Here is a 12,408-nt window from a genome sequence, read left to right as displayed (position 1 = left end):
AGACCGGCTGTTGCGCCGTCTCAAGCGTTAATTCCGGTTCATTTTTCAGCTCCATCTGCGGGGCCGTACTCGCTGCCGTTGCTTCAAATCCGGCGTACCCTTCCCCTGCTTGATGGGCTTTTCGTTTACGGGACTCCAGGTAGAACATCCCGACGGTCAAGATGATCAAGCCACCGACTGTTCCCATGATCGGCGCCGCATAAATATCCGTTTTAAAGAAGGTCGTCGGAATGACGTTTTGGATTTGCGGTGTCCCCGGCAACGCATCCATCGTAAACGTAAACGCACCGAGGGCAATCGTTCCCGGAATCAACCGTTTCGGGATGTTCGCTTCGCGGAACAAGTTCGCCGCGAACGGATAGACGGCAAAGACGACAACAAACAAGCTGACGCCACTGTAGGTCAAGATTGCGCCAAGCAAGACGATGGCGAGAATCGCCCGTTTCGCTCCGATCATCCGAATGATCGACTTCGCAATCGATTCAGCAATCCCTGACATCTCGACGACTTTCCCGAAGATCGCTCCGAGGAGGAAGACCGGGAAATAGGCCTTGATGAAGCCGACCATTTTTTCCATGAAGATATTCGAGAAGAATGGTAAGACCCAATCCGGGTTCGTCAGTAAGACAGCGAACAAGGCACAGATTGGAGCAAACAAGATGACCGAAAAACCTCGATACGCCACGAACATCAATAAAGATAAGGCAAGAAGAATAATGACAAGTTCCATGGTGTGTCTCCTTTTAACTTTAGTAAGCGCTTTCAATTACTTCTTCATCATTTAACAATTGAATTCGGCAACGGTCAATCAAAATCCACAAACCTATAAGTATAGCTTATAGGTTCTATAAGTTCACATTATAGACATATTTGATTTTTAGATGCTTTTTCTAGAAATCTTTTATTAGAATACAGGATTTTGTAAAGCAACTAGCGTATTCTAACGATAAGTACGATTTGTTTGACGAAAGCAAGGTGAATAAGCTTGAAAGTAATTTTATATGATGTGCTGCATAACCTGACCCTTTTGATGAGTGGTTTTTATCTGCTTGGTAAATTATCACCGCATCCGATCACCGTCGACTCCAAACGGTCGGTCCGGATTCTCTATGGCATCAGTTTAAGTGTCCTGTCGCTTCTGTTAATGCAAATGACGATTGAGCCCGTCCCCGGCGTGCTTGTCGATTTACGACATATTCCCGTCATCGTCGCCGCCTATTTTGCCGGACCCTTACCGACCTTCATCGTCACGGTCGTCATCATCCTCTACCGGTTCAGCATCAGTACGAACGCAGCCGCTTATGCCGCCGCGCTTTTCATCATATCGATTGCCGGCGGGACGTCTCTGCTCGTCAAATGGTTCCCGATCTACTCGAAACGAACCTTTACGCTCGTCACGATTTACGCGACTGTTCTGCACGGTGCCGTCCTGACCTATGTTTTATCCGAGACTGGACTAGTAACAACGATTTTGAGCGTCGTCATCCCCGCCTCATTCGTCAGCAGCTGGCTTGCTCTTGTCATCATCCGCGATATCCGGCTGACGAAACAGTCGATGCGGACGTTACAGCAGACGGCTCAACGTGATTTTTTGACCGGCTTACATAATTTCCGGGCCTTCACGGATCATTTTGATGACTTGAAACAACAAACCATCTTACACCAACACGAAATTGCTTTGATTACGATTGATATCGACCATTTCAAGCAGGTTAATGACACCTATGGACATGAGGCCGGTGATGAAGTGTTACGTCAATTCGCAATCCGCCTGAAGGATGGTGTGACGGATGCCGGGTATGTCTCTCGCAATGGTGGGGAAGAGTTTTCGATTCTCGTCGAGCAGCTGACGATTGCTAAGGTCGTCGCTCTCGCAGAACAGTTACGGGAACGAATCGCGACCTCTCCTTTCCAGTTATCGACCGGTGTCTTTCTGCCATTGACCGCTTCATTCGGTGTTGCGAGTTTTCCGAAAACGACGACAGAGATTCAACATCTTGTCACGGATGCTGATGCAGCGCTTTATCAATCAAAGCAAAATGGACGGAACCAAGTCACTCTTTTTTCAACCGAACAGGAGGTAGCGACGACCTATCATTCGGATTAGGGATGGACGAATCGTGAAAAATCAGATACGTTTGACAGTGAGGTAGGTGAGTTTGATGAAATTAACAAAAGGACCTTACATTATAATCGGTCTGCTCCTGGGGCTTCTCTTTGGTTACATCGGTGATAATTTTTACCTGTACGTCTCAGCCGGGATTTTAGTCGGTGCGATGCTCGAAGGGTATGTCTCGTGGCAACAACGAAAAGAACGAAATAAATCAAATCATTCCTAAGGGGGAAATACAGTGGGTTTTAGTGAACTGTTTTTATCGACGCTTGCGTATATCGGAGTCGCAACGCTCCTGCTTGCAATCGGGGTCGTCCTGTTTGAAGTGACGACGAAATCAAAAGAGATGGAGCTGATCCGTCAAGGGAAAAAAGCGGCCGTCTATGCGTTCGGCGGACGGATCCTTGGTCTTGCGATCGTTCTTTATTCAAGTATCACGAACTCCGTCAGCATTCTCGACATGGTGTTGTGGGGAGCGCTTGCGATTGTTTTCCAGATCGTCTTGTTCTACTTGGCTGACTTGATCATTCCACGTCTCAGTATGACAAAAGAGATTGACGCCAACAACGAAGCCGTTGGTTTACTATTACTGTTTTTATCGATTTCGATCGGATTGATCATCGCCGGTTCCCTTACATACTAAAATCACGCCAGCGCCCCGAACCGGAGTGCTGGCGTGATTTATTTTTCTAAATCTTCGAGTTCTTTTTGGGAACGCGGATAGCCGTTCGCTTGCCACTCGGCACGATAAATCGAATCGAGTTTCGTCAAGCCGACTTCATCCGGATCTTTGTCGGCGTCCGGACTTGCGTCTTGATCCAAGTGAGTCAAATACTCTTTTAACGGATCCATATTTCGTTTGTCTTTGTTCTTTATCAAGAGCAGACCGGCACCAGCCAAGACGCTCGCTCCGAACACATACCGTTTTCGTAATCGCATCGGTTCCCCTTCTTTCTACCAGAACACAGCTCAGACAAGTCCTCCCCCGTCCCGCAAATCCGGGTGAGCCAACTGTCGGATTTTCCCTTGCTCGACGGTCAGGACGTGATCCGGTTGCCGTTCGAAATAACCGGTTTCGAGCACCCCCGTCAAACTTTTTAGTTCCTGGGCAAAATGACGCACATCTTGAACCTGCTTGAGATCCACATCTAAAATCAGATGTCCGCCATCCGTCACGAACGGTTTACCGTCGTGTTCCCGCAGTGTCACGTCCAGCTGCTTGTCCCGCAGATAACGTTCGACATACGGTCTCGCAAATAAATCGATTTCGACCGGTAACGGTCCGGTCAAGTGATGCACGAACTTCGAGGCGTCCGCTAAGTAGAGGACTTCCCGACTCATCAGCGCGACGACTTTTTCCCGGAATAATGCTCCGCCTCCACCTTTGAGCACACGGAACCGTTGATCGATTTGGTCGATGCCGTCGATCACGAGATCGATATGGGTCACTTCTTCCAGTGACAGGAGCGGAATGTTGAGACGTTTTGCTTGTTCAACCGTCTCGTTTGATGTCGCGACCCCCTGAACCTCGCCGCCCGCTTTGACCCATTCGCCTAAGGCATCGATGAAACTCCGGGTCGTCGAGCCCGTCCCAAGACCAAGGATCATGCCGTTCTTGACCTGCTTGATGGCCGCTTCCGCCAGCATCTTCTTCTCCTGCTCATACATCAGCATCCCTCCTTCGTTAGTACTCTATTCCCGGTTGAGGCGGACTTCAATCGACGAGTCCTTCCGTCTCTTGTACATACAACTCGATTGCCGAAAGAAGCGGTTCGAGTGCTTGTTGCCAAAAAGCGACCGAATCCGGTTCTCCGTCCAGGTACTGTTCCATCAACTCTTCGATCGAAGCCCGACCCGATGCCCGTAACAGCGGTTCAAATTGATTGCTGAACGCCGTTTGGGATTGTTTGACCTTCGTATACAACTGATTGCTCAACAAGTAGCCGATCGTATAGGGAATATTGTAAAATGCCTTGCCAGTGTCATAAAAATGACTGACATAGATCCATTTAAACGGAGCCGCCTCGTCCAACAGATCCCCGTAAAAGCCAGCTTCTTCTTCCCGCATCAATGCTGCGATCCGTGCGCTTGAGACCGGTCCCTGCTTCCGCTCGGAATAAAAACGTTGCTCAAACCGGAACATGTTCGGCACGGTCCCGACGTATTTTAAGCCTTCGTTGATTTTGGTCTCAAGCATCGCCAATTTTTCTTTTCCTGCCGACTGTTCGATGACGGCGTCGAGGACCAGATTTTCCATGAACGTCGACGCGGTCTCGGCGATACTCGTTCCTTTGATTTGGTCGAGGAACGGTAGATCGTGCAACAATGAATTATGATAGGCGTGACCAATTTCATGGGCAAGCGTGACGACATCCTGATACGTCTCGCGGTACGTCATGAAAATGCGGCTCTCTTTCAGGACCGGAAGTGACGCACAAAAACCGCCTTCCGCTTTATTGGGCCGGTTTTCGGCATCGATCCAACCTGCTTCAAATACGTGTTTCGTAAAGGTGGCCAACCGAGGATGCAGACGTTCAAATTGTTTTAATATGATTGTTTGCGCTGTTGCATACGAGACAGGACGGTCCGATTTGAAGGTATTTGCCTCTAAATCGTGCCACTGTGGTTCCGTGATTTGGGCGAGACGCAATTTCCGTTCGTAGTACGACTGGAACAACGGACGATTTTGATCAATCGCCGTCAGCATCGCTTCAATCGTCGGTCGCTTGATCCGATTTTGTTCGCAGAGTTCAGTCAAGAGATCGTCCCAGCCGCGTTTTTCATACACTTGTAATCGAAATCCGGCAATCCGGTTAAGAATCATCGCAAAGTCGTCCTGTTCAGCGGCGCAGGTCTGCACAATAGCGGTTGCTGCCGTTTGACGGTCGATTCGTGTCGTACCGTGGGCCGCCTGATGCCAGGCTTGTCCAATCGTGACCGTTGCTCCATTCAAGGGTAGTCGTAATCTAGTCAAACGTTGTTCATACAACTGTTCCCAGGCAGAAAATCCGTCGACTGCCAACGCCTGAATCAACTGTTCCTGCTCCGCCGGCAGACGCCGTTCCATGATGGCACGGCGTTCCGTCAGGTAATAGGACGCCTCTTCGTTTTGTAACGCTGTCCACTCGTCGTTTGACAACGTCCGCAGTCGTTCCTCGAAGAAAGTTCCACCCGTCTCGAGACTTGCCTGCAACGTATCCGTTTGTTCGAGCAGATCAATTACCTCTTGACGTGACACGTCCTCTGCGTACAGGCAATAAACGAAATCACTGAGTTCTTCGACCTGACACATGAGCTGCTCAAGTGTCACTAATTGTGAGCGGATCGGTGCTTGGACGGTTTGGAACCGGTCAAGTTCCTGCTGTAACATCTCTAACTTTTGTTTGACCTCTTCCGTTGTATAGCTAGCGTTCAACTGCCAACGCGATGTCATGGTCGACATACCCATTCCTCCTTTTAAGCCTTTTCTGTCCCTCCCTTCATTCGTTTCCGTTTAAGACAAGTCCTGTTTTTCTAGTTATTTCCACAAAAAAACATCCTTTCGCTTGATGGAAAGGATGTCGGAACCATTAAATGACGAAGAAATAGACACAAAGGAAATGCGCTAAACTGCCAAGCAAGACAAACACATGAAAAATCTCATGGAACCCAAGATGTTTGAACGAAAGGATACTCGGCTTCAGACCGTAGATGATCCCACCGATCGTATAGAAAATTCCACCGAGGAACAGAAGACCGATGCCGATCGGTGACAACACAGCGGCAAGTGGTGTGATCGCAAACACCATGATCCATCCCATCCCGATGTAGAGCGTCGTCGACAACCAGCGTGGACTGTTGAACCAGACCAGTTTGAAGGTGATACCGAAGACAGCAATCAGCATGACGATACTGAATAATACCCAGCCGGTCGGTCCGTTGAGGCTGATCAGGCAAAATGGGGCGTACGATCCGGCAATCAATAAATAGATCATCGAGTGATCGAGACGTCGCCAAGTCGCAATCGCCCGGTCGCTTGCTAATACCATATGATACGTTGCTGAGACAGCATACAAGGCAATCATACTGACTCCGAAGATGATCGTCGCGACAATCGCTAATCCCGTTCCTCGCTCAAGTGCCGCTTTGATGACCAGTGCCAGCAGCCCGATGAAGGCGAAGACTGCGCCTCCGAGATGCGTCAGTCCATTAATCGGTTCTCTCATATACGTTTTCATAATTTCCCTCCATTGTTATGTAGTTTTCAATACTACATAGCGTTATATGAACATTCTATCATATAGTAGAGAAATAGGAAGTCATTCCGTACTATTTTTTGGAGGTTTTTTCATGACACACGCAAATCAACCAAAACCATCACTTGACCGGCAACTGGATTTAACAGACATCCCGAATATCGATCTGTACATGGACCAGGTCATTCAATTGTTTGAACGGACATTCGAAGAGACGACCCGCTCCAAAGGCGAGACGATTTTGACGAAAACGATGATCAACAACTATGCAAAAAAGAAACTGTTTTTCCCGGTGACGAATAAAAAATATAAGAAAGACCATCTCATCTTGATCAGTCTGATTTATCAGCTCAAAGGAACATTTTCGATCAACGACATCAAAACGATTCTGACGGACTTGAATACAGGAATCACCAATCAGACGATTGACCTGGAAGCCTTTTATCAAACGTATCTCGACACGACGACGACCAACCAGACTTTTTTCGCAGAACAACAGCAGCTTCCTGATGACTTGGATCATTTAGAACAGTTACAACTGATTTTGTCACTGGCCCATATGAGCAACTTGTATCGCCGGGCAGCCGAACGGTTGATTGATCAATTAGAAGATTAACTTTCTAACCTCTCTCATGGTAAAATAGGGGAAATGAATAGCGAGGTGGACAGGATGGATGTCGTCGGACCCTTTTTAGCACGACTTGAGGAAACAGGACACTATTTCGTGAATTATCAGGACGGGATTTTAATTGAACTTGCTTTTGATGCTACAGTCGGTCGACATCACACGACGTTTACCGATTTGGAGAAAACCGCTACCGATCTCGAAAAACGCCTGCGCTCCCATCAGACCCAAGCGTTATTGCTCGCGTCAAAGATTCACGCCTACGACGCGTCACCATCAGAACGAGTCACCCAAATGATGTCAATCTACAGTTTTTTTGCGACCCACCGGCTTGTCCATCCGCTGAATGCCTATTCGACGGCATTATTGATCAGCCGGTTGGATGCGACCGATGCGCAGCTGCAACGAACGGTCGATCTGTACCGACTTGTCAAGGACTCCCACCGCTTCATCGTCTCGCCGTTACTCATGTCGTTTCTGTTCTTAAACAGCTTACGCCGCGGAGAGCTGACGGACATTCACGACCAGATCGAGTCGACCTATGCGGTGCTGAAAAAACGGTTTGGCCGGTCACAGCAGACCTACGTCACGGCTCTGCTTCTTTCCTTACTACCGGTCGAAGATCATTCGACTTATATCGACCAACTGACCCAGTCCCGGAACCTATACCGGAAACAAGGTATTCCGTTGTCGTTTCATGGTTTACTCGCCTTGCTTGGCGATCCGCGCAGCCATCAACCGGCGTTACAACAAATGACGGAACAATTACGCCACAATTCGCACTTCAAGTACCGGAAAGATTTAGTGTTCCTGACCGCCGTTCGGTTATATGTGGCCGATCATCCGACACTGCATCAGCTGTTTGCTCCATTCACGCCGTCCGATTTGACAGACTCGTCCGACTTCTTGCCTGTCTACCTATTCCCCGTCGACCTGACGGATACGTCACATGCGACTGATGGCGGTATGGCGGACGGTGGATTTGATGGGGGCGATGGGGGTGGTAGTGGTGGTGATTGATCGTCCACTTCGACGGAACATACCTGTGCCGACAAACCAATACCATTTCTGCCCATGACAAAAAAGACGGAAGCGACTTCAAAAGCGCTTCCGTCTTCTTTTTTAGTAGAACGACAAGCCAGTCCGTTCTTCTGATTATTTTTCTTGGTTGTCCGCATCAGACGGAGTCACGTCCCCGTCCTCATCGGCTTCATGTGAGAGATCAGGTGCTTCGTCGGATGTTGATGAATCCGGTTGGTCACTTGTTTCTTGATCAGACGCTTGATTTGACGCTTCGTCCGTCTGTGAATCGGATTTTTCTTGTGACGCCGTATCGGATTGGTCGCGACCGGCGATATCATCTTTTGTCATTTTATTACCTGATGTAATCGGATCTGTTTGTTTTTCATGTTGGTCTGCCATTAAAAATCCCCCTCAAGCTGTGATGTTAAGAGTATTCCCTCACGCGGAACGATTAAACATCCGACGTATGAATCACTTTTGCGAAATCAGCAATCAGATTGCTCATCGGCTGGGGATGATGGAGATAATGGCCTTGGACGTATAACCGTTCTCCGAGTGCAACGATTTGCCGGAATTGCGAGACGGTCTCGACTTCCTGTATGACAAGCGCGATATCAAGGGCCTGTGTCAATGCATAAACCGATTGTAACATGGACTGTTCGAGCTGGTTTTGTGCCAACCCTCTCGTGAAGATCGGATCAAGTTTGACCGATTGGACCGGCAACCGTAACAATGAGTTGAGTGACGCATAGTGGCTCCCGAAATGATCGACACTTAATCGATAACCTGCTTGGCGTAGGCTTTCTAAACGTTCGATGGCCGTCCGTTTCCCCATTTGGAGTACTTCTTCCCGAATTTCGAGGACAATCCGGTCTCGTTTGAACGTGTCTTGCCCAGCAAATTGTAAGAGTTCAGCAATCATCGAATCCGACTGGAACTGACTCGCTGACAGATTAACGGAAATCATCACAGGTCGTCCCAGCTCGTTTTCCAATCGCAGACTATCTGAAATGGCCTGACAGACCGTAAAACGTCCGATCTGACCGAATGTCCCCATTCGCTCTGCAATCGGAATGAAATCTGTCGGACTGACGAATCCTAAGATGGGATGATTCCAGCGGAGTAACGCTTCGACAGCAATCGTCTGTCCGAGTTTTGCATTCAGGATTCGTTGGTAATACAACTCAAACTGATCGCGCTCTAACGCATGGCTCAGTTCTTGTTCGAGGACATGATTAAACGGATGTTGTTCGAGATCCCGTTGCTGGTCGACAAACAAAATGCCCGCTTTGCCATCGAGCTTGACCTGTTGCATCAATGCTTCTGCTGCATAGACCTGGGTCTGCCGGTTCATATGGTCGCCCGTCAACAGACTGACCCCGGACGATGCCGTCAAGTGAATCGGTTCGTCGGCCAGATGCATAATCGGCCGCTCAATCGATTCGATGATGGATCGGGCGAATTTTTTGCCTTGATCGGCAAACGCCATTTGTTCGAGTGGCGCCAGGATGATGAATTCATTTCCGTCCATCCGCCCGACGACATGATCCGGAATCGGAACATGTTTGAGACGAGACGCGATTTCCTGTAAGACACGATTTCCGACCCGGTACCCGTACGTGGCATTAATCGCATGAAAGTTATCGAGATTCAGGACCATCAAAAAGGCAGGATGATTCGTCACACTGGAGATCAAGCGATTCATATACCGTTCATTGTAAACATCCGTCAACGCATCCTTGATGACATACGTCTCGACACTGATGGATTTACTGATGATGTCTGCATAACTTTCAATCAGTTCCAAATCCGCTGAATCGAATTCATACGGTCGATCATCAAACGCACATAACGTCCCGATTTTCTCATTGTCGGCATTTTTAATCGCGACACCTAAAAAACTACCCGTTCCAAGTTTCTGTGTGACTGGATGATTGACCGTCTGCGGATTTGCCAACAGATCATTGATCTGAATCTTCCCGTCTGCTTCATCGATGACAAGCTTACAGAGGACGTGCTGAAAGACATGTGTCGTCCCTTCTTCGATCAATTCTTTGTCCTGGTTGATCGCCTTGACGACGAAATTGCTGTTCAAATCATTGAGCGCAAAAAACAGGGTGTTGACCCCGATTTTTTCACTCAACTTTCCTAGAATCTCTTCGACAAGTGGGTGTAATGCCTCATATCGCATTTGCGAATTATCCAATGCCTCTTCCTCCTTTCTCGATTATTCAGCCATCGTCTCAATTGAAAACTGAACCGTAAATACACTCCCGTGCCCTTCTTCCGATTGAACGGTGATGGTCCCGCCGTGATCCATGACGATCATTTGGCAGATCGCCAAACCAAGACCTGTCCCGCCAATCTTCCGTGTATCAGAGTTATCCGCCCGGTAAAATTTATCAAAAATGAACGGCAGTGCTTTTTCGGGAATGCCGATTCCTTCATCTTCAACCATCAGTGAAATGAATTGGTCCTTCACTTGCCCATGAATTTTAATGGTCCCGCCATCCGGTGAATACTTAATGGCATTCATGATCAGGTTCGTAAAGAGCTGTTTCATTTTTTCTTCACTTGCCGTCATCCGGTAATCCCCTTCTTCAAACGAAACGCGAATACGATGCAGATGACTCGCGAGATCAAACATCGGCTTCATGTCAAAGATCAGTCTTTTCAGATCGAGGCGTCTTTTGACCGTTCCTTGCGACACATCTTCACCCTTTTGAATTTCCAGGATATCATCGATCAATTCCGCGAGACGGACCGTTTCCGAATGGATCGTCTCTAAATACTTTTTCTGCCGCGGTCCATCTAACGTCCGGCGCATCAGCAGTTCCGTGAATCCCATGATGGACGAGAGCGGTGTCCGCAACTCATGCGACACGATCGAAACGAACTCGGACTGTTTTAAATCCAATTCTTTTTCTTTCGTGACGTCCCGTAAGACAAGCATCATGCCCCATTCGACATTGGCGATCGCAATCCGCTCGGCATAGGCACTGAGCAACAAGTTGCCACGAAACGCCGATAATTCAATCGTTTCACCTGGTATGTCACCATTCATCAGTTGACCGATGTAGTCATGAAGCGCATCCGGCTGATCGACGTGTTCAAATAGAGACGTCGCCCGTTCATAGGCATGTCGAAACCCTTGTGCCTGACTGACCAGCTTCGGCGGAAACATGTTCAATAACGCCTGGTTGGCATAAATCTGTTCGCCACTGCTTTCAATATATAAAACGGCTTCCCGAATCGAATCGAGCAACTGATAGGTCTTGATTTTTTCGTGTTCCATCTGATGGAACAATAAATGCCGTTCGAGTGTCATCCCGAGTTTACGGGACAAGTCGAGAATGTCACCGACCTGTTCCAAGTTAAACTGTTCAAAGGGATGTTTCAAATAAATCACACCGACGACACCCCCGTTGCTAGGTGACTGGACGGGAATCGCGGATTCATACACCCCTTCTGTCAAAGGTAACTGGACAGACTTCCGCATGACGAAGGCCCGGCGTAAGACTGAATATTGATCCAAATCTTTTTCGATCAATTCAATGTCTTCGACACCTTGCGTCACGAGATGACTCAACTGTTCACGACGGTACAACAAGATGGCACCGGCCTCTAAATCAACGAATTTAAGCAGCTTGACCAGTAACGTCTCACAGGCTGATTCGACATTTTGTGTCGCCAACGCTTCCATGATTTCGTTACGGTGCTTCAATTTATGTTCGACTTCTGCCAAGTTTTGTGTCAGCTGACCAATTTTTTGTTGATCCGTCGTTTTCAGCTCATACGCTGGAAAAGGACTGGTCTTCAAGCGATAAGGGCGGACCTTTTTTTCCGGACGATACCGTACGATTTTTTTCAATGCGCCTCTTCCTCCCAATTCGTAAATAGTTGTCTAAAATTATAACATGGGACGCAGTTTTTTTCGTCGCATCTCACCTTGTTACGCCTTAAGAAATCGAGCTTGCATCCGCTACCAAACGGACAAATGACTGCTCAAACGCCAGATCCTCCTGACGTGTCCGCTTCTTTGGTCCCTTTGTTCGTCCGCCTGCACGTCGAATCTCTTGTCCGACATGCCGTGTATGTAACAGAAAATCAATGTTCTCGTTCGTGAAGATCCGCCCATTCTGATCGATTGCGCGCCCTTTCCGTGCCAGTGACAATGCTGCAAGACCGTAATCTTGAGTCACGACGATATCGCCTGGGGCCATTCGATTAACGATGGCAAAATCGACGGCATCCGCCCCTTGACCAATCGTGATCGTCGTCGCGCCTTCCCGGCTAAATTGGTGTGCCGTATCACAGACTAAAAAAACCTCAAACCCTGTACTCAGATGAATCGTCAGATCAACGACCGGACATCCGTCTGCATCAATCCATATTCTCACGTATCATGTCAC

General features: G+C 48.3%; 13 protein-coding genes and 1 pseudogene. 5 read left to right on the top strand and 9 right to left on the bottom strand.

Going from position 1 to position 12,408, the window contains the following annotated elements; genetic code table 11:
- Positions 1–84 precede the first annotated feature (84 nt).
- Positions 85–730: pseudogene (locus BLD48_RS16655) on the bottom strand (GntP family permease); the annotation flags it as partial.
- 255 nt (positions 731–985) lie between these two features.
- On the opposite strand from BLD48_RS16655, the gene BLD48_RS08025 reads away from it, so the two are divergent.
- The 3 genes from BLD48_RS08025 to BLD48_RS08020 are packed head-to-tail and all read left to right on the top strand — an operon-like array spanning position 986 to position 2,756.
- On the top strand, positions 986–2,107 hold the full coding sequence (locus BLD48_RS08025; protein WP_071499746.1) for a GGDEF domain-containing protein: 1,122 nt from the start codon (positions 986–988) through the stop codon (positions 2,105–2,107).
- A gap of 55 nt (positions 2,108–2,162) precedes the next feature.
- Positions 2,163–2,339 carry a hypothetical protein gene (locus tag BLD48_RS16380; protein WP_201723143.1) on the top strand — a complete coding sequence of 59 codons (177 nt, stop codon included), beginning with the start codon at positions 2,163–2,165 and terminating at the stop codon, positions 2,337–2,339.
- 12 nt (positions 2,340–2,351) lie between these two features.
- Positions 2,352–2,756, top strand: a complete 405-nt coding sequence (locus tag BLD48_RS08020) for a DUF350 domain-containing protein (protein WP_012370068.1) — start codon at positions 2,352–2,354, stop codon at positions 2,754–2,756.
- Between the two features lie 38 nt (positions 2,757–2,794).
- On the opposite strand, the gene BLD48_RS08015 is transcribed toward BLD48_RS08020, so the two are convergent.
- The 4 genes from BLD48_RS08015 to trhA all read right to left on the bottom strand — a co-directional run bounded on the left by BLD48_RS08015 (position 2,795) and on the right by trhA (position 6,330).
- On the bottom strand, positions 2,795–3,052 hold the full coding sequence (locus tag BLD48_RS08015) for a hypothetical protein (RefSeq protein WP_071499745.1): 258 nt from the start codon (positions 3,050–3,052) through the stop codon (positions 2,795–2,797).
- 30 nt (positions 3,053–3,082) lie between these two features.
- Positions 3,083–3,781: a ribose-5-phosphate isomerase RpiA gene (gene rpiA, locus BLD48_RS08010; protein ID WP_071499744.1), complete on the bottom strand. Its 699-nt coding sequence runs from the start codon at positions 3,779–3,781 to the stop codon at positions 3,083–3,085.
- Between the two features lie 46 nt (positions 3,782–3,827).
- A complete protein-coding gene (locus BLD48_RS08005) occupies positions 3,828–5,555 on the bottom strand; it encodes a M3 family oligoendopeptidase (protein ID WP_161487704.1) in 1,728 nt (575 codons plus the stop codon).
- Positions 5,556–5,682: 127 nt separating this feature from the next.
- Positions 5,683–6,330 (bottom strand): PAQR family membrane homeostasis protein TrhA, encoded by a 648-nt coding sequence (trhA, locus tag BLD48_RS08000; protein WP_071499743.1) that lies wholly within the window; start codon positions 6,328–6,330, stop codon positions 5,683–5,685.
- A 112-nt stretch (positions 6,331–6,442) separates the two neighbouring features.
- Between trhA and BLD48_RS07995 the strand changes: the two genes are divergently transcribed.
- Both BLD48_RS07995 and BLD48_RS07990 read left to right on the top strand, forming a co-directional pair.
- Positions 6,443–6,964, top strand: a complete 522-nt coding sequence (locus BLD48_RS07995; protein WP_071499742.1) for a DUF1836 domain-containing protein — start codon at positions 6,443–6,445, stop codon at positions 6,962–6,964.
- Between the two features lie 54 nt (positions 6,965–7,018).
- A complete protein-coding gene (locus tag BLD48_RS07990; RefSeq protein ID WP_071499741.1) occupies positions 7,019–7,993 on the top strand; it encodes a DUF4003 family protein in 975 nt (324 codons plus the stop codon).
- 135 nt (positions 7,994–8,128) lie between these two features.
- Here the strand turns inward: BLD48_RS07990 and BLD48_RS07985 are convergent, their stop codons facing one another.
- The 4 genes from BLD48_RS07985 to BLD48_RS07970 all read right to left on the bottom strand — a co-directional run bounded on the left by BLD48_RS07985 (position 8,129) and on the right by BLD48_RS07970 (position 12,396).
- Positions 8,129–8,395: a hypothetical protein gene (locus BLD48_RS07985; protein ID WP_071499740.1), complete on the bottom strand. Its 267-nt coding sequence runs from the start codon at positions 8,393–8,395 to the stop codon at positions 8,129–8,131.
- A gap of 52 nt (positions 8,396–8,447) precedes the next feature.
- Positions 8,448–10,202, bottom strand: a complete 1,755-nt coding sequence (locus BLD48_RS07980; protein ID WP_236629968.1) for an EAL domain-containing protein — start codon at positions 10,200–10,202, stop codon at positions 8,448–8,450.
- 21 nt (positions 10,203–10,223) lie between these two features.
- On the bottom strand, positions 10,224–11,867 hold the full coding sequence (locus BLD48_RS07975; RefSeq protein ID WP_236629967.1) for a sensor histidine kinase: 1,644 nt from the start codon (positions 11,865–11,867) through the stop codon (positions 10,224–10,226).
- Positions 11,868–11,955: 88 nt separating this feature from the next.
- Positions 11,956–12,396 carry a YaiI/YqxD family protein gene (locus BLD48_RS07970; protein WP_071499739.1) on the bottom strand — a complete coding sequence of 147 codons (441 nt, stop codon included), beginning with the start codon at positions 12,394–12,396 and terminating at the stop codon, positions 11,956–11,958.
- Positions 12,397–12,408: the final 12 nt, after the last annotated feature.

The organism is Exiguobacterium sp. KRL4, from assembly GCF_001870785.1.
Classification (GTDB): domain Bacteria; phylum Bacillota; class Bacilli; order Exiguobacteriales; family Exiguobacteriaceae; genus Exiguobacterium_A.
The sequence above is the reverse complement of the archived record's forward strand: the minus strand, read 5'-3'. Positions and strand labels throughout refer to the sequence as shown.

Excerpts from the sequence above, each read along its gene's own strand:
- BLD48_RS07990 (WP_071499741.1), top strand. The coding sequence starts at position 7,019 with ATGGATGTCGTCGGACCCTTTTTAGCACGACTTGAGGAAACAGGACAC.
- BLD48_RS08005 (WP_161487704.1), bottom strand. The coding sequence starts at position 5,555 with ATGTCGACCATGACATCGCGTTGGCAGTTGAACGCTAGCTATACAACG.
- trhA (WP_071499743.1), bottom strand. The coding sequence starts at position 6,330 with ATGAAAACGTATATGAGAGAACCGATTAATGGACTGACGCATCTCGGA.
- BLD48_RS07995 (WP_071499742.1), top strand. The coding sequence starts at position 6,443 with ATGACACACGCAAATCAACCAAAACCATCACTTGACCGGCAACTGGAT.
- rpiA (WP_071499744.1), bottom strand. The coding sequence starts at position 3,781 with ATGTATGAGCAGGAGAAGAAGATGCTGGCGGAAGCGGCCATCAAGCAG.
- BLD48_RS16380 (WP_201723143.1), top strand. The coding sequence starts at position 2,163 with ATGAAATTAACAAAAGGACCTTACATTATAATCGGTCTGCTCCTGGGG.
- BLD48_RS07985 (WP_071499740.1), bottom strand. The coding sequence starts at position 8,395 with ATGGCAGACCAACATGAAAAACAAACAGATCCGATTACATCAGGTAAT.
- BLD48_RS08015 (WP_071499745.1), bottom strand. The coding sequence starts at position 3,052 with ATGCGATTACGAAAACGGTATGTGTTCGGAGCGAGCGTCTTGGCTGGT.